This window comes from Actinomycetota bacterium, from assembly GCA_018333515.1.
Lineage (GTDB): Bacteria > Actinomycetota > Aquicultoria > Aquicultorales > Aquicultoraceae > Aquicultor.
The window spans coordinates 60,281-84,614 of sequence record JAGXSZ010000030.1 but is presented as its reverse complement, the minus strand read 5'-3'; the positions used below and the strand labels follow the sequence as shown (position 1 = coordinate 84,614).

The window sequence follows — 24,334 nt, the reverse complement described above, 5'->3', positions numbered from 1 at the left end:
CCGCCTCCGGTGATTATTAAATATACAACCAAACATTCGAATAGACAAAATATTTCTTATGTTATACCCTGCCAGGTATGTGTATGGCACCAACCATCGCGAACACCCGTGCTAACCGCCTGCTAAACTACTTATTTAGCGATAGTTTTTTAAGGAAATTTTGATAATTTAATAGCGTTTCATTGTAATGAATGTTACAATACGGCGGTACTCTTGCTATCGTGGACGCCCGGTACAAAGCAGTTCACCTTGACTTTTGGCTCTTTTTATTATCGCTGTATGCGTTGTTTAGCGCTTGCATATACAAGCGCTGTTTTGCTATATTAAATTAGTCTCAAACAGAGATGGCTTCCTCGGTAAACAACAAAAATCTTAGAAAAGGAGTGGATTATGGAGCAACAAGCAATGCTTATTTCCTTCGGCTCGGGTGTATTGGCCATTATTTTTGGTCTCTATCTAATCGCCGCTACCCTTCGTAAGCCCGCAGGAAATGCAAAGATGCAGGAAATCGCGAAAGCGATCCAAGAAGGCGCTGCCGCCTATCTTAAACGGCAGTATATGACAGTTTCGATTGTGTTAATTCTGCTATTTATACTTCTCTTTGCGGGCCTCGGAGCGTTAACCGCTATAGGGTTCGTCGTAGGGGCTCTCGCCTCCGCAGCAGCGGGTTATATCGGCATGAGCGTAGCCGTACGCGCTAATGTCAGAACAGCGGAAGCCGCCAAAGACGGTCTGGCCAAGGCCCTCGACCTGGCGTTCAAGGGAGGAACCGTAACTGGAATCCTCGTCGTAGGTCTGGGAATACTGGTCACATCCGGTTTTTGGTTTGCGACAGAGAACACGCACGCTCTGATAGGACTTGGTTTTGGTGGAAGCCTTATATCTGTTTTCGCCCGACTAGGAGGCGGTATCTTTACTAAAGCCGCGGACGTCGGCGCCGACCTAGTCGGAAAAGTCGAGGCGGGTATTCCGGAAGACGACCCGAGAAACCCAGCGGTCATCGCCGACAACGTTGGCGACAACGTTGGTGACGATGCCGGTATGGCGGCCGACCTGTTTGAGACCTATGTAGTAACCGCCGTAGCCGCGATCCTCCTAGGAACCCTGTACTTCCCGGGTTACGAGAACGCGGTGCTTTATCCCCTAGCCCTGGCAGGAGTATCGATTATCGCTTCTATCCTCGGCACGTTCTTTGTCAAGCTCGGCAAGAGCAACAACATCATGGGCGCACTCTACAAAGGCCTCGCCGCATCGGCGATTCTCGCCACTATCGCTTTTTACCCGATTACCCAGATGTTTATGGAGGGCAACCCACTCAATATCTCGGTCGGCGCTCTATTCGGCGCTTCCCTCGTAGGTATTCTTGTCACAGCGGCACTAGTAATAATCACCGACTACTACACTGCGTCGAGGTACGCTCCGGTAAGAGCTATCGCCAACGCCAGCACGACCGGCCACGGCACTAATGTCATCCAGGGTCTTGCTATCGGTATGCAATCGACCGCGTTGCCCGTTATCGTCATCGGTGCCGGCATCCTGGCCGCCTTCTCTCTCGCCGGTGTTTACGGCATCGCGATCGCGGCGATGGCTATGCTATCGATGACCGGTATCGTAGTCGCCATCGACGCCTTCGGCCCAATCACAGATAACGCAGGCGGTATCGCTGAGATGGCGGAGCTTCCCGAGGAGATTAGAACGGTCACCGACGCGCTCGACGCTGTCGGCAACACGACCAAAGCGGTTACCAAAGGTTATGCTATCGGCTCAGCCGGTCTGGCCGCTATCGCCCTCTTTGCGGCGTATACGGCAGACCTGCAGAACCTCGGCAGCGAAGCCTTGAAAGCGGCTATCGCGGCGGGAGAGCTTACCTTTAGCCTCTCCGATCCTTACGTCATCGTCGGTCTCTTTATCGGTGGTTTGTTGCCGTATCTCTTCGCTTCTTACAGCATGGGCGCAGTCGGCCGTGCGGCGGGAGCGGTTGTCGATGAGGTAAGGCGCCAATTCCGCGAGATTCCGGGGATCATGGAAGGAACCGGAAAACCCGACTACGCGAAATGCGTCGATATCGTTACGACAGCTTCACTCAAAGAAATGATTACGCCGGCGCTCATCCCGGTGCTGACACCGATTATTATTCTATTCATCGGCAAGGCGCTCGTGGGAACGGCAGGACCCGCGGTCGGCGCCACGATGCTCGGCGGCGTGCTCGTCGGCAGCATCATCACCGGTATTTTTGTCGCTATCTCGATGACCACCGGCGGTGGCGCATGGGATAACGCCAAGAAATATATCGAAGACGGCAACCTCGGCGGCAAGGGTTCATTTGCCCACCAGGCAGCGGTAACCGGCGACACCGTCGGCGACCCGTATAAAGACACTGCGGGCCCGGCGATCAACCCGATGATCAAGGTCATCAACATCGTCGCGCTCCTCATAATCCCGTTCCTCTAAGAACCGGATAGAACGAAAGGATAAAGAACGCCTTGTATAACGCAAGGCGTTCTTTTTATGCCGGATGCTTTCAAAGGCCCGACTAAGCGCGCCGCGGCAAGCGGCTATTCGCCGGTGCTCTTAAAGCCCTTGAAGGTGTGGTGGAACAAGCCGATGTTAACTAGAGTGACAATCGCCAGCCCGAAAAAGAGATTGCTGTAAATAAACGCCGCAGGCTTTATCGCGAGCGGATTGATTGCCATAGAGCTTGAGGATATATCCAGAAACTTACCGAGAACCGCGACGCTCAAGGCGCCGGCCATAAAATTAACGAGGTTATAGATACCCATGCCGACGCCCGCCTGCTTATGCGGGAGCGTAGTCGAGACGACCTTGGCCAGAGCGGCTTGTATGAACGCGAACCCTGTGTTGCCGACTACTAAAGAGAGCACTATCGCATAAATACTCGAACCCGCAAAGGTGGATAATGCTATAAACCCCAGCGACATCAGCGCCAACGCCATATATACAACCGAAACGCTGCCTTTTCTGTCGGCGAGCTTACCGCCTTTGCGGCCCATAATGGCGGCGCTCATAGCGCCGGGAAACATGACCATCCCGATGATGGCCGTGTTGAGTTGATTCGTATGGCTGAGCATGAGAGGCACCAGAAACATGATTCCGAAGGCCGATCCCATCGCCAGAAATCCATTGACAAGCGCGTTGCGATAGTAGCGGTTAGCGAGCAACGTCGGCTGTATGAAAGGATTGCGAGCCCGGTTGACCCGTATCAGGAAGAGCCCGAACGATACTATAGACACGGCCATCAGCAGCGGTGAATATTTGGTTATTAGGAGCAAAAGGGCGGCTACCGCTACCGCCAGCGTAACCGCACCGATAAAGTCGAACGAACCCTCCTTCTTCGGCTCGTCCGCCAGCCATAAGCGAAAGAACGGGAGCGTGATCGACATACCGAGCGAAACCAGAAAGAGATAGCGCCAATGTAACAAGCCGGTGACCAGTCCGCCCGTCAGGGGGCCGATGCCGGCGCCGAATGCGATACTCGAAGCGGCTATCCCCAAGACCCGCCCCCGCTCACTGAATGGAAAATAACGTATCGGGATGAGCATCGCGAGCGCGGGTATGGCTGACGCGCCGAGCGCCTGCACCAGCCTGCCCGCTATCAGCATCGCAAACCCGTTCGAGAATAAACCAATGAGCGACCCGATAGCGAAGAGCAAGACCCCGACTGTTATAAGTCTTCGCAACGAGTATATATCGGCCAACTTTCCGTAGGTCATCGAGCCGAGCGCGAAGATGACGGCGTATCCGATGATGACCCAACCGGCCTGCGAAGGCAAGAGAGTGAATTGGCGCGCGATGTCCGGGAGCGCGACTACAAACATCGAGCCGTTCATCACCGAAAAGAAGAGCGCGACGCTGAGCACGGCGACCAACTTCGTCCCCGCACTTTCGTCTATTCTCGTTTGCAATGCGTCGTTTTGCTGCTGCAACCCGGCCAACTCCCCTTTTTCACGCGGATCCACCGCAAGGCCTACTCACGACAATAGTTGTAAGTTTACTCCGGCGCCGGGCGTTTGAAAAGTAAAAAACGGCCCCCGCGGCCAAGAATCCCGAGGGCCTTCAGCACTATCAATAAGACAAAGATATTAGCTCATCGCTGCAATAGGCCGGAGGCATACGAATAAACTTGCAATATTTCCCATTTCGTTTTACAATAAGCGCTAGGTGATTATGCGAATAGATGACTTCGAAGAAGAACAATCCCAGCCTAAATCTTCCAACCTAAGTAGAACACGGCAAAAACAAATACAAAAGGAACTCGTTAAACGCTATGGCGCTAAGACGCTAAAGCTGGCGTGGCTCCTTGTTCCCCCGGTAATCCTTGCGGCGGCCTATCTTAAATCAGAGCCCGCACAGACCGTGGCCGATAAACCCAGGAGCGCCTCGGCTGTGACGACCGAAGCGCCGGTTAAAAAGGTCGCCATTACTACCACGACCACCCTCGCCGCCATAACGTCTACAACGATAGGTCAGCCGGTCGTCGAAGAAGAGACCACCGAGACGATATTCTTCCTCGGCCTTGGCAACACGTCCTTCGGCGGACAGGTCGGCGAGATGATAAAAGACAAAGGCGTCGAGGAGCCCTTCTCCGATATCTCGACGGCCCTAAAGAACGGCGATGTAGTCTTCGGAAATCTGGAGTCCGCGCTCGCGCCGGGAACCAGCCCGTCGGACGATAAGAGTTACTACATGCGAGGCACGCCGGAAGCGGCCAAGGGCATGAAAGCGGCGGGCATAAATCTGGTTTCGCTCGCTAACGACCGCATAATGTACTTCGGCGATAACGGCCTGCGAAGCACTGTAAACGCACTCAACCTGGCGGGAATAGCGAGTGCCGGAGCCGGCAACAATTCCCAGGAAGCATATACCGGTACGATAATGAAGGTTAAGGGTAAGAAAGTCGCGCTCCTGGCTTTTTCCGACGTAACCGCCGATGGCGAACTCGCTACGAGCGATAAAGCCGGAACGGCGGGCTTCCCGGAGCGAAGTGAGATAAGCACCATCATCCGCGAGGCCGCTATGGAAAGCGACTACCTTATCATATCTTGTCACTGGGGCGAGGAGTTCGGAGACGCCGTCGGCGAAAGCCGGCGCAGATTCGCCCGTAAGGCCATAGACTCGGGCGCCGATATAGTCATGGGACACCATCCACGCGCGATGCACGGCATCGAACTCTACAACGGCAAGTTAATCGCGTACAACATGGGCGACTTCATCTTCGCCCCCGGGTCCATCGACTATAACGAGACCTTTATTCTGAAACTATCGCTCGCAAAAGGCATGATAGTCGGCGCCGAAGTCGTTCCCGTCGTCATCGACTACAACGGCAAGCCGAGCATCGCCGCCGGCTGCGCCGCGACATCCATCCTCAAGAAACTGCGCGACATGTCCGAGCCCTACGGAACGGTCGTCAACATCCTCGGAGACACCGCCCAAGTCCACTGACGCGAACAATAATATCAAAGCCGTGAGCTTTGCCTAAATTTTTGTTGACACTAAATCAGCCGCGGCGATGTTCTACTCCACCGTCACGCCCGTCTCCGGCACAAAGCAAAGAAAACAGCCTTCTTTTTTCTACTGTTTCGCCCCCGCAATAGCCCCCTCGGCCAATATCTGGGCTTGCCTGGATTGATCGATCGATTTGCCGAGTGTTTCAATAAGTAATACTGGGTTATGGAAGCCGGTGCTGTTTTCCGCGGCCACATAATCCCATCTCCACTGACCCCTTACCACAAGCACCTGGGCGTCTTTAATTAATTTTTCATCCGCGCCCCGCACGGAGAGGGCTTTTTGTACCGCCTTGTGGGCGTCATTTGAGGCGGCTTGCGCTTCTAGTAATAGATTGAAGGTCTTTGACTGGATGTAGTTGACCCTTTCCTTGAGCCAATCTTCCCCTTGGCGGTGGCAGGTACCGCAACTCTGGGAGATGGTCTTGAGGGGACTGGTCCACTGGTGAGAGGAGATTTTGTTCTTGCCGACCTTCATGTAGGGCATATGACAATCCGCACACGCCAATCCCGCACTTGCATGCGTGCTGTTCTGGAAAGCCTCGAATTCGGGATGCTGCGCCTTTATCATCGGGGCCTTGGAATCCGGGTGTTCCCAGTCTGAGAAGCCGGGTTCAACCTCCTCGTAATACGACTCCATCTCATCGGGCGTAAAACCTTTATCCCAGGGGAAGGTTACTTCCTTGGTGTCACGCTCGAAGTAATACTCGACGTGGCACTGCGCGCAAACATAAGAACGCATCTCTTGCCTGCCGGCCTTACTGATATCAACACCCCTCCGCTCCATTGCCTTAATAAAAGGCTGACGCACCGCCCTCAGTTGCATGGTTTTTGGATCATGACAATCCGCACAGACGATGGGATGCTCGGCTTTTTTTATCATTTCAGAAAAGGGCTGTTTGTAGAAGTCGATTCCCATTTCCGCGACGAGTTTTGGCGCGGTCGGAGTCTTGCACATCATACACGATGCCGTGCTCTTAGCGGTAATTCGCTTAGTTTCCTTTACGTCCTTCAGGGATAAAGTATGGCCGCGGTCTTCTTTGAATTCGATGCTAAAACCATGACCCTTGAAAAGCTCGGTCAAAAGTGGTTGGCTCTCAAATTTGGATACCGGATCGGACCCCCCGTACTCGGTCATACCGCCCTCGTTGTTCTTTAAATAACTGGCATAATGGTCGGGGAAGGCCTTGCCCCATACGGCGGGGTCAAGCTCATCCTTCGGAATTGAGAAGCTTACAGGGGTGGTGGATGCGACATCCGCCTCGCGGTTTCCGCAACCAATAACAGCGACTAAGGTCAATAATATTAACGTTGATAACAACAGAGCAACCCATTTTCTCATGTCTTCACGACCTTTCCTTTAAATTAGCGCCCATGAGGTGTGCCGCGGTGGCAGTCTACACATTTGCCGCCCCCGCTCAAGTCAATCTTGGTTATTAACTCCGCGTGGCAACTCACGCAGTTCTCATTAACGATTTCCCTGGTATTATCTTTAGCATGGATGACATCGGGAGGCCCGGTTAAATTCTTGTAGATGTCATTAGCACCCGAGCCAATCTTGTACACTATTTTATTGCCGAGGTTTTTTGGCAGATGACAGTCTTCGCATGAGCTGATGGGCTCTCTGTGGGCTGAGTGATACCAGGATTCATATGCCCGCTCCATCACATGGCAACTTCCGCAGAACTCGTTGGTAGAAGTCGCTTCAAAACCGGCGTAGGATATCCCGCCGAAAAAAAGAAGAAGGACGGCGACTAAAGACAGTCCCTTAAGCGAAGTTAGACCTTTAAGCTTCAAATCGATCCACCCCCTTCCCCCGAGCTTTCAGTGACGACCCTGGTTGAAAAATCGTTTGCAAAAATAGTCTTAAATAGAAGATACGACAAAAAGTTAACAAGTTGTTAAACAAATCTTACAAATCTATAACAATATTGCCTGAAAAAGTTTGACTTGAGAGAGCGACTTAGCGCTTCGGCGCCATCAGAGGCCTTCAGGATGTGAAAACCTTCGTTGCGCAAAGAGTGCTCGATAACTTTTAATATTTTTGGCTCATCATCAACGACCAGGATCTTTTCTTTACCCATAATTAACTTCCCCCTCGGGCCTGAGGTGCTCTTTGGTATCCGATACCACGGGGATGGTAAATGTAAAGGCGCTGCCCATTCCAGGCTCGCTATTTAAGTAAGGTTACTCCACCGTCACGCTCTTAGCCAAATTCCGGGGCTGGTCGACGTTGCAGCCTCTTAGTTTTGCTATGTTGTAGGCGAGAAGCTGCAGCGGCACGACCGCCGGGATGGCCGAGAGGAACTCGCTCGTCTCGGGCACAAAGAATACGTAGTCGGCGTGGTGTTTTATCTCCTCGTCGCCGGCGGTGGCGACCGCGATGACGTAAGAATCGCGCGCGCGCGCCTCCTGGATATTGCTTATCACCTTCTCGTAGGTGCGGCCTTTTGTGGCGACTACTACGACGGGAACGCCGCGCTCCAGCAGCGCGATGGGGCCGTGCTTCATCTCGCCGGCGGCATAGCCCTCGGCGTGGATGTAGGATATCTCTTTTAGCTTGAGCGCGCCCTCCATGGCGACCGGCACGCCGATTCCGCGCCCCATGAAAAGAAAACTCCCGCAATCGACGAACTCCCGCGCGCATATCTTTATATCATCGACGTCGGCAAGGAGCGTCTCTATTTTGTCGGGCAACTCTTTAAGCTCGGCGGCGTAAGTCTCGATTTCGGCCTGGGTGAGCGTACCGCGCAACTGCGCCAAATAGAGCGCGAGCACGTATATGGCCGACATCTGCGAGACCAGCGTCTTGGTGGCCGCGACACCTATCTCGGGGCCGGCGTGCGTGTAAATCGTGCCGTCCGCCTCGCGCGCGATACTGCTCCCGACCACGTTGCTTATCGCCATTATCTTGGCGCCGCGCTGTTTCGCCTCGCGCATGCTCGCCAATGTGTCGGCGGTCTCGCCCGATTGTGAGATCGGGACGACCAGTGTTTTTTCATCGATTATCGGGTTGCGATATCTAAACTCCGAGGCGATGTCGACCTCGACGGGGATTCTCGCCCAATTCTCGATAACGGTCTTGCCGACGAGGCCCGCGTGGTAGGATGTGCCGCACGCGACGACAAATATCTTGTTTATCGATTTGACGGTATCGTCGGTCAGATGGGCCGAATTCTCGACGACGACTTTGCTCCCTTGGAAACTGCTGCGAATGGTCTCGCGGACAGCCACCGGCTGCTCGTAAATCTCTTTGAGCATGAAATCCTCGTAGCCGCACTTCTCCGCGGCCTCGTCATCCCAATGGACCTCGAATATCTCGCGTTCGACGAGCGCGCCGTGGCGGTCGAATATCTTGACGTACTCGGTCGTGACCTCGGCCATCTCATCGTTTTCGAGAAGGAGGATATCCCGTGTGCGGCCGAGAATCGCGGGGATGTCCGAGGCGATGAAATTCTCGCCCTCGCCCAAACCCAGGATGAGCGGGCTGTCTTTGCGGGCGGCGATGATTTTATCCTGCTCATGCTTACAGAGAACGGCTATCGCGAACGAACCCCTTACCTCGTCAATCGCGGCCCGCACGGCCTCGAAAAGATTTCCGTCGTATTTCTCTTCGACAAGATGGGCGATGACCTCGGTGTCGGTCTCCGACTTAAAGACATGCCCTCTTGCTTGCAGCTCTTCTTTGAGGGAGAGGTAGTTCTCGATTATCCCGTTATGGACGACCGCGATATCGCCCGAACAATCCGCGTGCGGATGGGCGTTCTCCTCGGAGGGCCTGCCGTGCGTAGCCCAGCGCGTGTGGCCGATGCCGATGGTGGCGGTCAGAGCGTCGCAGCCGAGCGCTATCTCAAGCTCGGCCAGCTTCCCGAGACGCCGCACTACACTTATATCCCCGTTTAAGGTCGCGATTCCCGCTGAATCATAACCCCGGTATTCCAAACGTTTTAGACCGTTTACGAGTATGGGCACCGTGTCCTGTTGGCCGATGTACCCGACGATTCCGCACATAAGTTCTCCCTTCGTTATCGCATCACAACGATATTGGCAATAAATCAATTGAAGTCGCTTAGGGGATTACTGAATTACTGAATGGTCCTGATTAGCAGCCCCGGTGTGGTGTCGATATATGGACATACCGGTTCTACCGCCACGCTGGCATCCATTTGTCCCGGTGGTCGCCCGCCGGTTTTGTGGATTCCATAACGACTGTGGCCTGCCGAGAGGCACCCGCCGAATGCTTCGGGACTCTCCCGAAGACTTCTCGATTAACCTCTCCCTCGTCAACTGGCCCTATCGCAAGAGTAGTGCGTACTTGGTGTTGCTTTGCGTTAGGCCGGTTCTGGCGCTTTCTATCCCCTATTTAGCCCCGAAGCTCTAGCCGCAGGTCATTTTTATTTTCTTGGGCCACCCCCCCGGTTGAACACAATGTGCTTAAAAACAATACTATTATACCTATTTTTTACAGCGCTCGCTAGGATTCCGTCACACGTTTTATGAGTTGTCATTCTGAGTGAAACGAAGAATCTCTAAAGCTTGCGTTTCTTCGTTTACCCTAATTCATTTCGTATCATATCCGCCACGCTCGACGCGATAAAGCTCGCGTTCTCGCCGCTATCGCTCTCGACCATCACCCGGATCAAAGGTTCCGTCCCGGACGGCCGCACTAAAATCCGTCCACGGTTGCCCAACTCGTCCTCGGCCTTCTTGATTCGCTCCCTTATGGAGGATATCTCTTGCCAGCCGTTTGTCTGCTTCACTTTGACATTTATCAAGACTTGCGGTAGCTTCGCCATGATTTTTCTCAGCTCCGACAAGGGTTTGCCGGTCTGCTTGATAACCGAGGCAAGCTGCAGAGCTGTTATAACACCGTCGCCGGTCGTCGCGTGGTCGAGAAATATGATGTGCCCCGACTGCTCACCGCCGATTCTTATGTTTCTCTTAAGCATCTCTTCTAGAACATAGCGATCGCCGACCTTAGTCTTGACCAGCTCGATGCCGTGGTCCTTCATCGCCAAATCAAAGCCTAGATTCGCCATGACCGTTGTGACCAGGGCGTTTTCGGGCAACTTCCCCTGTTCCTTCATATAGGCAGCGCATATCGCAAGCATGAAATCGCCATCGACGACGTCGCCGTTCTCATCGATGGCGATGACGCGGTCGGCGTCGCCGTCGTGCGCGAACCCGACATCGACGTTGTGCGAGCCGATTATCTCCTGAAGATATTCAATATAGGTCGAACCGCAGCCCAGGTTGATGTTGGCGCCGTTGGGGTTGGTGTTTACCGCTAACACGTCCGCTCCGAGCTGCTTGAAGACTGCCGGTGAGACTTTGTAGGCCGCGCCGTTGCCGCAATCTATCGCCACCCGCAAACCGTCCAGCCCTCCGGTTATGCTAGCGACCGCGTGGTCGATATATAAATCATCCGCCCCGGGGTGCGACTTGATCGTGCCGATGCTCGAGCCGGTGGGAAGGTCCTTCTGGTTTCCCATAGCATTCTCTATCTCATCTTCTGCGCCGTCGGCCAACTTGAATCCGTCCGCCCCGAAGAACTTTATCCCGTTATATTCGGCGGGGTTGTGCGAAGCGGATATCACGATACCGCCGTCTACCCTGAGTGCCTTCGTTAAATAAGCGATTGCGGGTGTCGGCAAGACACCCGCTTTTATGACGTTAGAGCCGACCGAGCAAATGCCGGCGGCGAGCGCCGCTTCGAGCATGTCTCCCGATACGCGCGTATCTTTTCCGATGACGAAGATGCCCCCGCGTCCCTTACTGAGAACACCCGCTCCAGCCTGCCCTAGCTTAAAGGCCATCTCAGCCGTGAGGTCGGCATTGGCGATGCCGCGAACCCCATCAGTACCAAATATCCTCGTCAAACTCCACCTCCAGGTTTATGAATAGACGCCCGACTCCCAGGCGCCGCAAAGATGCTTCTCGGTGCGGCTGCTACTACGTCACAATCGGTTTAGTATAACATGTTATTGATAAGCCTACAAAAATACTACACGCTTAAACTACTCTACAAAACCCGCCATCAAGACGGCCACAGAAACGACTTCTCAACAAAGGGTGAGGTCATCGCCGCGAGCAGTGCCTCGTAGCTCGGGATAAATTTGGCGGTGTCGCCGGTTTCATACGTTCTGTCGGATGCCGAAATATCGACGACCAGATGGTCGCTGCTCCTTCGCGAGACACGAATGCCCGCATCGAGCGCCCTGAGCCGGCCCCGACAGATGTCCTGTGAGCCCAGCGCTAAAATACAAGAGGGGACGTTGTTTCCCATGCGTCCTAAGTGGATTTCGATCGGTTTGTCCCGCACCTCGATAAACTCGGCCTCTAACGTGACGGCATCTTGAAAAAGCCCGGGGATAGGATCGTAATCGACCGTCTCCTGCCCTAGTAAAATAGCTTCACCGAGGCGTACCTGGTTCACCTGCGACGGGACGAGCCCCGCCTCTAGTAACTTCCAGGCGCTGGAATTTCCGCCGGAGATTACGGGCAGGGCCAAATGCCGGCCTGCGCGCAAAGCCTCGGCACCTTTCACAAGGCGATCTAGCATGGCGGATGTGGGAGGCGCGCCCCGCAGGCATGCTACGTTGGTGCCAATGCCTGCGATTTCAATAGAATCGTGGCGCTGGGCTTCCCCGACAAAACGTTCTAGCTCCGCGGGGAGCACCCCCTCGCGAAGGTCCCCGGTCTCGACCATGATTATGACTTTATATCGCTTGCCCTGCGCGCGCGCCGCGCGGGCGACCCACTCGATAGCGCGCAGCTCGGAGACGAGAGAGACGTCGGTTATCGACACGACCTCTTCGACCTCGTCACGCATCGGCTGCCGCAGCATCATCAACGGCGCGCCCACGCTAGCCAGACGCCTCAGGTTGGCGAGCCGTGAATCCCCGATAATCGTAGCGCCGCCGTTTAGCATCGCCCGAGCGACCTCGGGACTTCCGAGGACCGCCTTGACCACGCCGGCCAGCTCGATACCGAACCCGCCGAGGGTCGACATCAAAACCCGCGTATTATGCTCTATTTTGGTTAAATCGATGACTATTCTCGGCAGCGACAAATCACACCTCTTGGGCCGGAACGATGAAGGGCACGCAAAGCCATTGCGTGAGTCAAAAAAAGAGGTTAAAGAAGCGAACTTCTCTAACCTCTGTCGGTGCGATAGAATTACCTCTTTGAGAATTGCGGACGCTTACGCGCTTTCTTCAAGCCGTACTTCCTGCGCTCTTTCATTCTCGGGTCGCGGGTCAAAAGCCCCGCTCTCTTAAGCTCGGCGCGAAAACCGTCGTCGGCTTCGAGCAACGCGCGAGCGATACCATGACGCAACGCTCCGGCGTGACCGCTAATGCCGCCGCCTTCGATTTTGGCGATAACATCAAACCTGGCCAATGTGCCGGTTACGTTAAACGGCTGCTGGACTAGCGCCTGCAGCGTCTTGCGTCCAAAATATTGCTCGAGTGTTTTGCCGCCGATACTAAAGGTTCCCGTGCCGGGCATCAAGCGAACTCGAGCGACAGCATCTTTCCTGCGTCCGGTTCCCGCATAAACAACTTTGTCCGCCATCACTACTCTCCTTCCGCCCTGATATCAAGAATTTTTGGTTGCTGGGCGCTGTGTGGATGCTCCGTCCCGGCATAGACCTTCAATTTCCTAAACATTGCCCTGCCGAGGCTGTTGTGAGGAAGCATACCCTTTATAGCGAGTTCTAGAATGCGCTCGGGATGTTTCGCCTGCAACTTCTCGAATGTCATCTCTTTCAGGCCACCGATGTAGCCGGAGTGACGGTAGTACATCTTGGTTTGAGCTTTGCGACCGGTCATGGCGATTTTCTCGGCATTGATGATGACTATATGGTCACCAACGTCCATGCTCGGCGTATACATCGTTTTGTGTTTGCCTCTCAATATATGCGCGACTCTTGTCGCAAGACGACCCAGGGGAATGCCGGCTGCGTCGACGACAAACCACTCGCGCTCAATATCTTTCGGCCTTGCAGAATATGTCTTCATCTCTCCTCCAACCTTACATACAAAAGTAAACTATAATCGAAAATCGTTAATATTGCAACCATAATATACTATCAAAACCGCAGGAAAAGTCAACTGTCGCAAGACCGGTCGGGTTGAAGAGCGTTACACAAACCTGGAAAAGACTTCATTTCCCAGCAGAATGCCTCTCGGGGTCAGACGCAGGTTCGTGTTTCGAGCCAGAAGTCCTAGTCCCACCAGGTCTTCTATCTCCTCGCCGAAGACGCTATCGATAGCTTGGTCGAAGCGCGCGTGAAATTCTTCCGGGTTAACGCCGTCCATCTTGCGCAACCCGAGAAAGATCGCTTCGCTCATCTCGTCCGCGACCGACTGCTCAACCGATTCGGCGATACGCGCGTCGCTCCCCGCGCTCTCCATATATTTCACCGGCTCCGCGACATTGCTAAACCTGGTGCGCCCGGCCTTCGAGTGCGCTCCGGCCCCGAACCCCAGGTAGTCGCCACCGTCCCAATAGGTAAGGTTGTGCTTGCACGCAAAGCCCGGTTTCGCGTAATTGGATATCTCGTAATGTTCGTAGCCCGACTCGTAGAGCGAGTCCATCGTGTAAAGGAGCATGTCCGCCTGGAGGTCCTCGTCGGGGCTTGCGACTACCGACGCGTCGATTGACCGCTCCAGCGCTGTCCCAGACTCGATGGTCAAACCATAGCACGAGAGATGCTCGGGGTCGAGCGCGATGGCCTGCTCCAGCGTGAGCGCCCAATTGGCGAGCGACTGGCCCGGTATCCCGAAGATGAGGTCGATGCCGATGTTCTCAAAACCGGCGCCGCGCGCCACCCTGAAGGCGTCGACCGCCTGCGCGGCCGTGTGCTTGCGCCCTAAAAGCTCCAGCAAATCGTCGTCGAGCGACTGGAAACCCATGCTCAGCCTGTTTATCCCGGCGTCACGCAAAGCCGCGAGTTTTTCGTGGGTTATGGTTTCAGGGTTGGCTTCGATCGATATTTCGGCGTCGGAAACGACCGTGAAGTTCGCTTGTATCGCACTGAGCACGCGTCCTATCTGTTCCGGCCCGAGTAGCATCGGCGTGCCGCCGCCTATATAGATGGTGCTGGTCGAGGCGCGGTTAAAGCGCGCGGCCCCGGCGCTTATCTCCGAAACAAGCGCATCGATATATGCCCCGTGGACCGCATCGAGCCCGGGGTACGAATTGAAATCGCAGTAAACGCACTTCTGCTTGCAAAAAGGGATGTGAACATAGACCGCGGGCATGAAAGCAAAACCTCTATCTTTGTGTTTGCGAGAATTATCTCAGATTTGCGCCGAGGTATCCAGTAGTAACCGCATCATGCTCGCGATACGCCTATCGCAGACCCCTGGGCTTTCGATGTGCCGTAAAACCGGCGCCAACCGCTACTTTGATTTTCCCGCTTGTCGACTTGAAGCTAGGCTTTTTCTCCTTTATCTTCTTGCCGATAAAGGCCGGCGCTGCTTGAATCCGCATACGCAGAGCGGAACCCTTATCGCCGTTGAGTTCATCGGGTTCTTGGGAATTAGATATCGTAATCATACATCCTCCATCTCATTCCTGCCTAACCGGCACAAAGCGCTGGTCGCCGACGTAGAGCGCGGCTGACCATCGCCCACCCAGCAATTCCTCGTAGGTCTTCTTGGTCTTTGCTTTTTTTCGCATGCAACTCACACTGGACTGAGGCCGGGGTATAGAATTCTTGCTGTACCGTCGATATACGAGCAAGAATCTGGCCTAGTTCTTACTTTTTTGTTTATTCCCTAAACCGCGCGCTCCTAAACAAACAGAGCGAGCGACCTCTACCCTTCGGGCAAGTACCCATGGGGAAACGGCCGGCAGGTGGCTGATTCTAGTATTGCGCTTGCTCTACCATGGCGCGAAGGTCGTCAAATCTCGATTTGTTCGCCTTGGCCCATTCTTTGAATTTATGCCTAACAAACGTAGTCGCTACTATAGGAGAAGTAAGGGATGCGCTTTGGCGGTGTCTTCGTACAGAGTTATCGCGTCTTCGGGGCATTCGCTGACGCATACGCCGCAGCCCATGCACTTATCCGTATCGATTTCGACCGCGTCCGTCACGCTTAGCGCGCCGAAGTGGCAGGCGTCCAGGCACTCCTCGCAAAGTACGCATTCAGCGTCGTCCACCTGCGCGACATAGCCGGATGACGCGACGACATCAAAGCCGTGCGAGAGCGCGTGGATGCCCAGGCAGCAGCACGAACAGCAATTGCAGATAGAGTACAGCCGATCCCCGGCGGCGTCTTTAAACCAGGCCGTGTGGACACGTCCGCGCTCATGCTCGCGCTCTAGGATGGCGAGCGCCTCACCCGAATCTATCCTTCTCGCGCCGTCCTTTTGGTGCTCGACGACAAAACTTACAAACGGCTCCCCAAGGACGAGACAGACATCGAGCGGGCCGCACGGGTCATCGGCGATTTTGCGGCAGGCGCACCCGGTGACCGCGATACATCCCGGGTTCTCGAGGATGATGTCGCGCGCTCTCTCGAAAGGCAACACCTGCTCGGAGTTGCTCATACGAACCGGCTCTTCTATGCCGACCAGTCGCCTGGCGGTGCCGGTGCTTACGACCTTTGAATGGTGTGTCTGCATGAGCCTTCTGCCCGCGCCCATATAAATGCGCTTGGGAAATTTCTCGGGATGCTCAAGGATATATTTAACGGGCTTGAGATAGGTTGCGTTCCACCTGAAATAGAAATAGCTGTGGAGAAGGTCGTGTAAACGCGCACCATGAAACCTCGCCAGCGCTTTCGTGCTCTCTTTGCGTTTCAACCACGATGCCCCCGCAATAAGTGCCCCCGCTAGAAACGCCGGTCCCAGACCTACGGCACCCCGAAGCCGGCCCGTCCTTCGTTTAGAATTATTCATAATATGATATTATACCAGCTCGGACACGAACATTCCTGATTGTGCCTTTGACAGCGGCCGTAAGCGAATATTGATGCGAAAAGCCCTAAACCGGGCCCTCTTTTCTGTCGAAATACCAAGCATACAGCGCTTTTCAGGAGGTCTACCGGTTTATGGGATTTATAATACTGGCCAACGCATTTCTCGGCCTCGCAATCGCTCTTCTCTATTATCCCGAATCACCACTGTACCTCTTCGCCGGTATCAAGCTCGAAGAGCTGTGGCTCTGGTCCAAGTACCAGGCATTCATCGCCTCGCTCCTCTTCATCTTCGCCCTGCTCTCGGTGGATACCAACCTCAAAGGCAAGGAGTTGGCGCGAAGCCTCTCCGCGTTTACGGCTACCCTCCAGGGGTTGCTCAATGTATTCCCGGCGGCGATGTATCTCTTCTTCCTGCACGGCGCGACCTCCGCGCAGCTCACGCTCCGGGGCAGCACCATCGGCATCTCCTCACGCGAGCTTGTCTTCCACTTAACCGTCATGCTTGTCTCCTGGTCGAGCGCAACATGGCTGGTCTTTAGTGCAAAAAACAAGGGTCTCGCCATGAGAGCGCAGGCCGTCGACACAAAATCCTTTATCGGCGAAGGAATATAATCACCCCCTCTAAGATATCAACTGCCCACATCCACCGACACCCATGGCAATTCTCACACTCATCTGTTCCGGCGCGTCACTTTTTGGGTATCTTAAGAGCAGATAACATAGCGACAGCAATCGGGGAGAATACTTTGAAAATACTTGTGACCGGCGCGGCCGGAGACATCGGCTCGCACCTTGTTCCGGCGCTTCTCAAGCAAGGACACACCGTTAGGGCGCTCGTAAAAGACCTAAGAGAAGCCGACCGGGCGCGAAGAAACGGGGTCGAGATATTTGTCGGCGACATCACCGACCCGCGAACACTCAACGGGGCCGCTTACAGCATGGATGCCGCCTTTCACCTCGCCGCGGCCTTCTTCGTCGTAAACGCCGAGAAGACACTGCGCATAATCAACTACGAGGGGACCGTCAATATCGCCAACGAGTGTATCGACAAGGGCGTCAAGCGCTTTATCTTCCCCAGCTTTCCTTTGGTTCTAGGCCCGCATACGACTCCGTCTCCCCCGATGGATATCGAGTCGGCTAAAATGGCGACTACCAGCTTTCACGCCCTCTACAAAAGGCTCTGCGAGCAACACCTGCGCGTCTTGAACGAACAAGGTAAGCTTTCGGCCACCATATTGCGGCTCGGGACGGTGTACGGCCCCGATATTCGGCTGATAACAACGCTCAAGAAGTTTATGCAAGCCGGGCTTTATCGCATCCCGGGGTCGGGCAATAACCTCGCCCACTTCGCCCACGTCGATGATGTCGTTCAAGGGATGCTCCTGGCGCTCTCGAACGAGCGCGCCTCGGGCCGGGTCTATAACGTCGCGGACGACAAGCCCGTGCGCTTTAAGGATTTCGTCTATGAGCTGGCCGACCTTCTGGGAGTGCCGCGACCGGGCAGCGCCCCGGTTTGGTTGTTCAAGGGCTTCGCATCGCTGGCGACGGCGTGGGCCGCGATAAGCAAAACGGCTCCGATCATCAACCGCGATGTCTTGAATTTTAGCCTCTCCGACTTTGCGGCGGACACTACTAAAACACGCGACGAGCTGGGCTTTAAGCCAAAGTATCCGACCATATATGCCGGACTGCCGACCTGCGTCGACACACATCCCGAGGACGAGCGTTCAAAGGCCGGCTAGAATGGTTATAAATAAAGGATGCCAAAGATAGGCTGCGGTGCGCAGAAAGACCGGCAGATTATTATTTAAAGAAAGGGTCGAATTTTATGAGTTCTCCAAAGCCGCAACCCGAGAGCACAACGCCGGAATTTCGCTTCTCGCCCAATCCGAATAAGGCCCACACCATCGACTGGTTGAGCTGGGGGCCGGAGGTCTTCGAGCGCGCCGCGAGCGAGAAGAAACCCATCCTGCTGTCGCTGTCGGCGGTCTGGTGCCACTGGTGTCACGTGATGGATGAGACCTCCTACTCCGACGAGCAGATTATATCGATAATCAATGAGCGCTACGTCCCGGTCAGAGTCGACGCCGACAAACGACCCGATATTCAGGAGCGCTACATCATGGGGGGCTGGCCGACTACCGCGATTTTGACAACCAACGGCGAGACGATGAGCGGGGGAACATATGTCCCGCCGCATGAACTCATATCGCTCCTCGAAAAAGTCGCCGACTACTACGCTGAACACCGCGACCGCCTGGAAGAGGCGGCCGAAGAACAGCGCAAGCAGATTCTTCAGGCCGCGTCGATGAAGGAGGCCGCGCATTTTAACCTCGATGAGAGCCTGGTAAGCGACGCTCTGGATATGCTACAGCGCACCTTCGATGCGAAGCATGGCGGCTTCTCAGACAAGCCCAAGTTCCCCAACTCACCCGTAACAGAGCTGCTCCTTCGACGCGCCTACCTTGAAAACAACACCGATTGGCTGGAGATGGCGTCGCGGACACTCAACGGGATGGCCGATGGCGGCCTCTTCGACCAGGAGTGGGGCGGTTTCTTCAGGTACTCAACCGAGAGTGATTGGAGCGAGCCGCACTACGAGAAGATGCTCGGAGACAACGCGGCGCTCATCCTCGACTACCTGCGCGGATATCAAGTATCCGGCAACATCAAGTACCGCGATGTCGCCGAAAAGACGCTCGCTTTCATCGATTCGTACTTCGCCGACAAGAAAAACGGCGGCTTCGCGGGCAGCCAGGACGCCGGCGAGGCGTTCTATAAGCTTGACGCGGATGAACGCCTCAAGCATAAACTCCCATTCATCGACCGAATCATCTACGTCGATACGAATGCGGCGATGGTCTCGGCTTACCTGGAGGCTTATCAAGTCCTCGGCGACGAAGCCTATCGCGATTTCGCGCTGCGCTCCGTGAACTTCCTGATGGAGACCTGCTATTCGGCCGAGGCCGGCATGGCCCATTACTTCGATGGCGAAGCTCACCTTTTCGGCCGCATATCGAGCCAAGCCGGCACTATCGGGGCGCTGCTCGATGCTTACAGTGTTACAGGTACGCATAAGTACCTGGACAGCGCTATGGCACTCGCCGGTATCTGTGAGAAAACCCTCTTAAACAGCGACGGCACTTTCGCCGACAGCTCTGATATCAGCGGCGAACCGCACCTCGGAGCGCTGGCCGTCAAAACCACTCCCGTGCAGGAAAACGCGTTGCTCGCCCGACAACTCTATCGATTGTCCTACCTCGGCGATGACTCCAGGTACGAAGAGATGGTCGGCAGAACCCTCGCGAGTCTTGAGCTTGGCTCGTCTACCCCGATTACCGCGCTCGCTCTATTTGTGCTGGCAGTCGACGAGTTCTTAACCCAACCGGTGGTCTTGACGGCTGTCGTGACAGGTTCGGAGCCGGGCGCCAAGGAACTGTTGCGCGAAGCGTTTCGAACCTATGTGCCGGGTAAAGCCATAAAGATCCTCGACCCTATCAGCGATTACGAGGTCGTCGAAGCTCTGGGGTATCCGGCGGAGAAGCACCCGGTAATCTACCCATGCATCGGCAGAATGTGTCTCCCCGCCGTCGAGACCCCGCATGAACTCAAGGGCATACTCGAAGACCTACCGGGTCGCCGCAAATAGAGCGAAGCACTCACCCGCCTTGATAGACGACGGCTCAGATGGTAGCCTTTCTATAGATGGTAGCCTCTCAATAAAGCATGCGCTAAGGCCTCATCACATAGCGCACTCGACTGAGCAGCGGCCAAGAAGACTATATGAAGGGCGATGATACGATGCAAGACGTGATTACGATAGGTAGCGCGAGCAGGGATATATTTTTTTTGACGAGCCGCGCTAAAATCGTACCCGATGATTCCGTCTTCGAGGGACAGCTCCTCGCTTTTCCGGTCGGAGCGAAGGTATCTATAGAGCAGGCGCATTTTACGGACGGCGGCGGCGCCTGCAACGCGGCGACCTCTCTGGCGCGCCTCGGGCTCAAAGTAGCCCCGTATCTCAATGTCGGCCGCGACGAGATGGGCGAGCAAATCATTGTCGAACTGGCCGACGAGGGAGCCGACACCCACCTGGTCACGATAGACGAGTCGCTCCGAACGGGAACCTCCGTCATCCTGCTGCCGGAAGGCGTCGGCGACCGCACCGTCCTCTTCTATTCAGGGGCGAATCGCAACCTGAAAATCGAAGACCGGACTAAACTCAAAGCCACATCGTGGCTGTATGTCAGCCCGATTTCCAGACAAGCGCCCGAACTTCTCTCCGGCCTTGTCGCCTTCGCCAAAGAGAATTCTATCAAGGTCGCGAACAACCCCGGCCTCGGCCAACTCGAACAGGGCTTCGAGTATATGTCGCCCATCCTTGAGAAGCTCGATATCCTGATTATCAATCACTCCGAGGCGTTCCACCTATTAAGAACGAGAGACCCGGGCTTCGCGCACGATGACAACCGCACACTCGTAACCGAACTCTTGAAGACCGGCCCGCGGATAGTCGTCTTGACCTGCGGCGGCGAAGGCAGCTGCGCAAGCGACGGCGGGGCTATCCATTTTCAGGAAGCGTTGAGCGAAACGGTCGTCGACCCCACCGGAGCGGGTGACTCGTTCGGCTCGACCTTTGTGGCCGCGATAATCATGGGCCGTGATATCCGAACCGCCATGCATATGGCCGCAATAAACGCGGCCTCGGTAGTCGGGAGCATCGGGGCGCAAGACGGCCTGCTCGGGCGCGACGAGCTAATGCGAAGGATGCGTGAGAGCGCGCTTTAGAACCGGGGCGCCAAGCTATCCGCGAGCGGCGCGCGCCGCGTGGTTATCGAGCGCGTAAATAAAGGCCAGGACTTCGGCGACGACTTTGTAGAGTTCTTCGGGGATTTCTCTACCTATATCGACGGCGCTCAACGCTTCGACGAGCGCGGCATCTTCATAGAGCGTGACCCCTTTTTCCTTAGCCAGCTCCGTAATGCGGTCGGCGACGAGTCCCGAGCCCCTAGCCAGAACCTTAGGCGCGCTGTCCTTGTCGGCCTCATAGCCTAGCGCAACCGCCTTTTTCTTCCCTTCCTTCTTCCCGCCCTTGGCCATTATGCCCTCACGTCGATTCCCGCTTGCTTGATGCTCTTCTTTTCCTCAACCAGACTCTTAATCGCCTCTTCTGCGGGGAGCCTTGCCGCCGAGAGTCTCCCGACCGCATAACCAAGAGCCTCCAGCGATGTCTTCAGCCCTTGCAGGTGGCTGTCGATGCCGACAAGCGCTTCGATGTTTTCGATAAAAATCGAGAAGTTTACATAACTGTCGGCTGTCTCCAACAGTGCCCGCGTCTTGCCGAGCGACGGCATATCGAGCGAAAACCCGATTGAAAACCGGGAGCCGGCGCTAGCGCCCCCGCCCTCCGCGGGCCGCTGGTCGATACGGATTTCGGCCGTTCCGAGCCCGTCCCCTATCTGAACCGGCAGCGGTATATAGATGACCTCTTTGGCCTGCGCCTCAACCGGAAGGTTTAACGCTTTTGTCGAATTGATCAGGTCGAGCATCTTCTGGATTGACGAGCGCAGCCCGGAAAACAATTCAGCCCGCTCGGCGGCGACGCCAAGTTGGAGCGCCGCCCTCGCTTCGAGAAGATGGGTTTTAAGGTTGTCCAAGCTACCGTCATCGCCGTCGAGATATCGCAGAAGTTCGGCTTCGCTGTCGATTGCCCGGACGAACGCCTTTATCCCGGCTTCGATAGTCTCGCCGCTCCCCGGGCGGGCCGTCGCAGCTCGAAGCGAGCGCAGCAAGCGCTCCAAGTCGGTACCGGCTTTGCCTTCGCCTTCGAACCTCGAGATATTTCGCAGCAAGTCGTCGATGCCTCTCCCGGTGTCGACCTTCTCGCCGACGATAATTTCGACCGCGCGGGCCAACTCGCCTCCCTTTAGTCCGGTCTGCCTTAAAAGATGCGTCGCCAGTTCTTCCTTGGTGTATCTGACACCCGCGACCTGTTCGCCTGGGGTATCGAGCCTTCTGAGCACGACCCGGTCGGGTTTTAGCTCCATGACCATGAGCGTCAGCGCCTCGCCCGCACGCATCGCAAGCTGCGTAGATATGGGAATTTTCATGCCGCCGATATTTAAGACCGCGCTACCCTGGGAGAACGCCAAGACCTTTGCCCGCACAATATCCCCCTGCTTGAGAGACATGCTTAAGTCGGCATTTCCCGCGAGCGCTTTTACGAATATCGGGGCATTTGCCCCGGTAACATTTATCCCGCCGGGCTGCATCTTCGCTCCTGTCGTCTTAATGCCTGCTGGCTCTTTTCGCTTGCCTTAAACGCATTATAACCGATGCCCCGCCCTCGGTGCGAGATAAGCTAAACGCATGGCTATCGCCCGCAAGCGAAGACTAAAAAACCCGGTTTGGGTAGCGCGTTTTGGAATTTTCTGGTAATATATTGCTATGAGTGACTACGATGCCTGGGCGGATGCCCAAAACCAAAAACTAGATAAGATTAAAAACCTGCTCCACGAAATAGTCTACACGCACGAAAAAATGCAATCTATTATCAGCGAAGCAATAGTAAAATGCCAGGCCGATCGCGGCTTAAAGGATATCGAGCGATATCTGGAACAGAAACGGCCTTAACCGTTTCCCAACCTCCTCGCTCCTCTCCGTTCCCCTATTGTCCCTTAGATTCCATACGCAAGAGCGAGCCGCAAATCCCCGGTGCGAGTCGATAAAAAGACGGCATGGGCCGGATAAAACAGGTATAATGATTTATTTAAGAGCAATTGATGTCGCTCTATGCTCAACCATTAAATCGAATGACAAATAAGGCCAGGAGGAATCGATATGAACCAAAAGAAATGGGATTTAAAAGGATGTCTTCTCCCGATAATCACTCCCCTCACCGAAGATTTCAAGATAGACGAAAAAGGGCTCAGGGACCTTATTGAATATACGCTAAAAGAGCAAGCCGCCGCGGCTTTTATTCCCTGCGGCACGACCGGCGAGTCGCCAACGCTCACACACGAAGAACACCTCGAGGTAATCAAAATCACCATCGATGCGGTCGCCGGCCGGGTTCCGGTAATCGCCGGCACCGGCTCGAACTCGACCGCCGAAGCCGTCTATATGACAAAAGCAGCCGCCGAACTCGGCGCGGATGGGACATTGCAGGTCGGCCCATACTACAATAAGCCGAGCCAGGAAGGAATGCTGAGACATTTTGAAGAAATCGCAAAAGCTACCGAATTGCCGATAATCGTTTACAACATACCGGGGCGGACCGCGCGAAATATCGAGCCGGACACGGTCATCAAGCTCTCCGAAATCGACACCATCGTCGGGCTGAAAGACGCCTCCGGCGATATCACGCAGACCATGAAGATACTGCAAGCCACGTTGCGACAGAACTTTCATGTCTACTCGGGCGAAGACGCCTTGACCTTCTCCCTCTTGTGTCTCGGCGGACACGGTGCGGTCGCCGCGGTCGGACACGTAATAGGCCGGGAGATCGACCAAATGGTAAAGTTTGTCGGTGCCGGAGAGATCGAGAAAGCGCGCGACATCCACTACCAGACACTCGACGTGGTCAACGCCCTCTTTGTCGAACCGAATCCGACTCCGGTCAAGCAAGCGCTCACGTGGATGGGCCAACCGGCCGGCCCGGTTCGCTTACCGCTCGTACCCATGACCGACAAGGGTCGGGAAGTGCTGCGACGCGCTCTGGTGGATTTAGGGAAGATTTAACGCAGTAAAAAAAGATCGCATGATTGTCGATGAATACCCGTGAATATATCTAATTAAATATCGACCCTAGACGCCGTAAAGGTGAGCTATAGCTCACCTTTACGGCATTGATATCTTCAGATAGCTTGATTATACAGCAAC

The 24,334-nt window shown here is 55.0% G+C and carries 22 protein-coding genes; 8 read left to right on the top strand and 14 right to left on the bottom strand.

All coding sequences use genetic code 11. The features are described from left to right. Positions 1-390 precede the first annotated feature (390 nt). Positions 391-2,451, top strand: a complete 2,061-nt coding sequence (locus tag KGZ93_07515; GenBank protein MBS3909459.1) for a sodium-translocating pyrophosphatase — start codon at positions 391-393, stop codon at positions 2,449-2,451. Positions 2,452-2,555: 104 nt separating this feature from the next. Here KGZ93_07515 and KGZ93_07510 read toward each other — a convergent pair whose 3' ends face one another. Then, the gene (locus KGZ93_07510) at positions 2,556-3,977 is read right to left on the bottom strand and encodes an MFS transporter (GenBank protein MBS3909458.1); all 1,422 of its coding nucleotides are present in this window, start codon (positions 3,975-3,977) and stop codon (positions 2,556-2,558) included. A 208-nt stretch (positions 3,978-4,185) separates the two neighbouring features. Between KGZ93_07510 and KGZ93_07505 the strand changes: the two genes are divergently transcribed. Next, positions 4,186-5,460: a CapA family protein gene (locus tag KGZ93_07505; GenBank protein MBS3909457.1), complete on the top strand. Its 1,275-nt coding sequence runs from the start codon at positions 4,186-4,188 to the stop codon at positions 5,458-5,460. Between the two features lie 129 nt (positions 5,461-5,589). Here KGZ93_07505 and KGZ93_07500 read toward each other — a convergent pair whose 3' ends face one another. The 11 genes from KGZ93_07500 to KGZ93_07450 form a co-directional block, all read right to left on the bottom strand. Beyond that, complete coding sequence (locus KGZ93_07500) at positions 5,590-6,864, bottom strand: ammonia-forming cytochrome c nitrite reductase subunit c552 (protein ID MBS3909456.1); 1,275 nt, start codon at positions 6,862-6,864, stop codon at positions 5,590-5,592. 23 nt (positions 6,865-6,887) lie between these two features. Next, on the bottom strand, positions 6,888-7,319 hold the full coding sequence (locus KGZ93_07495) for a NapC/NirT family cytochrome c (GenBank protein MBS3909455.1): 432 nt from the start codon (positions 7,317-7,319) through the stop codon (positions 6,888-6,890). 104 nt (positions 7,320-7,423) lie between these two features. Beyond that, positions 7,424-7,606: a hypothetical protein gene (locus KGZ93_07490; protein ID MBS3909454.1), complete on the bottom strand. Its 183-nt coding sequence runs from the start codon at positions 7,604-7,606 to the stop codon at positions 7,424-7,426. A 103-nt stretch (positions 7,607-7,709) separates the two neighbouring features. Beyond that, complete coding sequence (glmS, locus tag KGZ93_07485) at positions 7,710-9,533, bottom strand: glutamine--fructose-6-phosphate transaminase (isomerizing) (protein MBS3909453.1); 1,824 nt, start codon at positions 9,531-9,533, stop codon at positions 7,710-7,712. A gap of 539 nt (positions 9,534-10,072) precedes the next feature. Further along, positions 10,073-11,401, bottom strand: a complete 1,329-nt coding sequence (locus KGZ93_07480) for a phosphoglucosamine mutase (GenBank protein ID MBS3909452.1) — start codon at positions 11,399-11,401, stop codon at positions 10,073-10,075. A gap of 158 nt (positions 11,402-11,559) precedes the next feature. After that, positions 11,560-12,594 (bottom strand): alanine racemase, encoded by a 1,035-nt coding sequence (locus KGZ93_07475; GenBank protein MBS3909451.1) that lies wholly within the window; start codon positions 12,592-12,594, stop codon positions 11,560-11,562. Between the two features lie 107 nt (positions 12,595-12,701). Further along, positions 12,702-13,097: a 30S ribosomal protein S9 gene (gene rpsI / locus KGZ93_07470; GenBank protein MBS3909450.1), complete on the bottom strand. Its 396-nt coding sequence runs from the start codon at positions 13,095-13,097 to the stop codon at positions 12,702-12,704. A 2-nt stretch (positions 13,098-13,099) separates the two neighbouring features. Next, complete coding sequence (gene rplM, locus KGZ93_07465) at positions 13,100-13,543, bottom strand: 50S ribosomal protein L13 (GenBank protein ID MBS3909449.1); 444 nt, start codon at positions 13,541-13,543, stop codon at positions 13,100-13,102. Between the two features lie 123 nt (positions 13,544-13,666). Next, positions 13,667-14,788, bottom strand: a complete 1,122-nt coding sequence (gene hemW / locus KGZ93_07460) for a radical SAM family heme chaperone HemW (GenBank protein ID MBS3909448.1) — start codon at positions 14,786-14,788, stop codon at positions 13,667-13,669. A 91-nt stretch (positions 14,789-14,879) separates the two neighbouring features. Further along, a complete protein-coding gene (locus KGZ93_07455; protein ID MBS3909447.1) occupies positions 14,880-15,086 on the bottom strand; it encodes a hypothetical protein in 207 nt (68 codons plus the stop codon). Between the two features lie 411 nt (positions 15,087-15,497). Next, on the bottom strand, positions 15,498-16,433 hold the full coding sequence (locus KGZ93_07450; protein MBS3909446.1) for a 4Fe-4S binding protein: 936 nt from the start codon (positions 16,431-16,433) through the stop codon (positions 15,498-15,500). 152 nt (positions 16,434-16,585) lie between these two features. Here KGZ93_07450 and KGZ93_07445 point away from each other — a divergent pair, with 152 nt between their 5' ends. The 4 genes from KGZ93_07445 (at position 16,586) to KGZ93_07430 (ending at position 21,241) form a co-directional block, all read left to right on the top strand. Further along, positions 16,586-17,065: a hypothetical protein gene (locus KGZ93_07445; GenBank protein MBS3909445.1), complete on the top strand. Its 480-nt coding sequence runs from the start codon at positions 16,586-16,588 to the stop codon at positions 17,063-17,065. Positions 17,066-17,199: 134 nt separating this feature from the next. Further along, positions 17,200-18,195 carry an NAD-dependent epimerase/dehydratase family protein gene (locus tag KGZ93_07440; GenBank protein MBS3909444.1) on the top strand — a complete coding sequence of 332 codons (996 nt, stop codon included), beginning with the start codon at positions 17,200-17,202 and terminating at the stop codon, positions 18,193-18,195. A gap of 86 nt (positions 18,196-18,281) precedes the next feature. After that, positions 18,282-20,102 carry a thioredoxin domain-containing protein gene (locus tag KGZ93_07435; GenBank protein ID MBS3909443.1) on the top strand — a complete coding sequence of 607 codons (1,821 nt, stop codon included), beginning with the start codon at positions 18,282-18,284 and terminating at the stop codon, positions 20,100-20,102. Between the two features lie 134 nt (positions 20,103-20,236). Continuing rightward, positions 20,237-21,241 (top strand): carbohydrate kinase family protein, encoded by a 1,005-nt coding sequence (locus tag KGZ93_07430; protein ID MBS3909442.1) that lies wholly within the window; start codon positions 20,237-20,239, stop codon positions 21,239-21,241. A gap of 15 nt (positions 21,242-21,256) precedes the next feature. Here the strand turns inward: KGZ93_07430 and KGZ93_07425 are convergent, their stop codons facing one another. Further along, the gene (locus KGZ93_07425) at positions 21,257-21,553 is read right to left on the bottom strand and encodes an EscU/YscU/HrcU family type III secretion system export apparatus switch protein (protein MBS3909441.1); all 297 of its coding nucleotides are present in this window, start codon (positions 21,551-21,553) and stop codon (positions 21,257-21,259) included. Next, the gene (locus KGZ93_07420) at positions 21,553-22,725 is read right to left on the bottom strand and encodes a flagellar hook-length control protein FliK (GenBank protein ID MBS3909440.1); all 1,173 of its coding nucleotides are present in this window, start codon (positions 22,723-22,725) and stop codon (positions 21,553-21,555) included. Before KGZ93_07420 ends, KGZ93_07425 begins: the two co-directional genes overlap by 1 nt. Before the next feature lie 175 nt (positions 22,726-22,900). Between KGZ93_07420 and KGZ93_07415 the strand changes: the two genes are divergently transcribed. Both KGZ93_07415 and KGZ93_07410 read left to right on the top strand, forming a co-directional pair. Further along, positions 22,901-23,086 carry a hypothetical protein gene (locus KGZ93_07415; protein ID MBS3909439.1) on the top strand — a complete coding sequence of 62 codons (186 nt, stop codon included), beginning with the start codon at positions 22,901-22,903 and terminating at the stop codon, positions 23,084-23,086. A gap of 207 nt (positions 23,087-23,293) precedes the next feature. Then, on the top strand, positions 23,294-24,193 hold the full coding sequence (locus KGZ93_07410) for a 4-hydroxy-tetrahydrodipicolinate synthase (protein MBS3909438.1): 900 nt from the start codon (positions 23,294-23,296) through the stop codon (positions 24,191-24,193). Positions 24,194-24,334: the final 141 nt, after the last annotated feature.

Coding starts and splice junctions, on each gene's coding strand:
- KGZ93_07450 (MBS3909446.1), bottom strand. CDS start 16,433: ATGAATAATTCTAAACGAAGGACGGGCCGGCTTCGGGGTGCCGTAGGT.
- KGZ93_07420 (MBS3909440.1), bottom strand. CDS start 22,725: ATGCAGCCCGGCGGGATAAATGTTACCGGGGCAAATGCCCCGATATTC.
- KGZ93_07425 (MBS3909441.1), bottom strand. CDS start 21,553: ATGGCCAAGGGCGGGAAGAAGGAAGGGAAGAAAAAGGCGGTTGCGCTA.
- KGZ93_07515 (MBS3909459.1), top strand. CDS start 391: ATGGAGCAACAAGCAATGCTTATTTCCTTCGGCTCGGGTGTATTGGCC.
- hemW (MBS3909448.1), bottom strand. CDS start 14,788: ATGCCCGCGGTCTATGTTCACATCCCTTTTTGCAAGCAGAAGTGCGTT.
- KGZ93_07505 (MBS3909457.1), top strand. CDS start 4,186: ATGCGAATAGATGACTTCGAAGAAGAACAATCCCAGCCTAAATCTTCC.
- rpsI (MBS3909450.1), bottom strand. CDS start 13,097: ATGGCGGACAAAGTTGTTTATGCGGGAACCGGACGCAGGAAAGATGCT.
- rplM (MBS3909449.1), bottom strand. CDS start 13,543: ATGAAGACATATTCTGCAAGGCCGAAAGATATTGAGCGCGAGTGGTTT.
- KGZ93_07430 (MBS3909442.1), top strand. CDS start 20,237: ATGAAGGGCGATGATACGATGCAAGACGTGATTACGATAGGTAGCGCG.
- KGZ93_07500 (MBS3909456.1), bottom strand. CDS start 6,864: ATGAGAAAATGGGTTGCTCTGTTGTTATCAACGTTAATATTATTGACC.
- KGZ93_07410 (MBS3909438.1), top strand. CDS start 23,294: ATGAACCAAAAGAAATGGGATTTAAAAGGATGTCTTCTCCCGATAATC.
- KGZ93_07455 (MBS3909447.1), bottom strand. CDS start 15,086: ATGATTACGATATCTAATTCCCAAGAACCCGATGAACTCAACGGCGAT.
- KGZ93_07415 (MBS3909439.1), top strand. CDS start 22,901: ATGAGTGACTACGATGCCTGGGCGGATGCCCAAAACCAAAAACTAGAT.
- KGZ93_07435 (MBS3909443.1), top strand. CDS start 18,282: ATGAGTTCTCCAAAGCCGCAACCCGAGAGCACAACGCCGGAATTTCGC.
- glmS (MBS3909453.1), bottom strand. CDS start 9,533: ATGTGCGGAATCGTCGGGTACATCGGCCAACAGGACACGGTGCCCATA.
- KGZ93_07490 (MBS3909454.1), bottom strand. CDS start 7,606: ATGGGTAAAGAAAAGATCCTGGTCGTTGATGATGAGCCAAAAATATTA.
- KGZ93_07445 (MBS3909445.1), top strand. CDS start 16,586: ATGGGATTTATAATACTGGCCAACGCATTTCTCGGCCTCGCAATCGCT.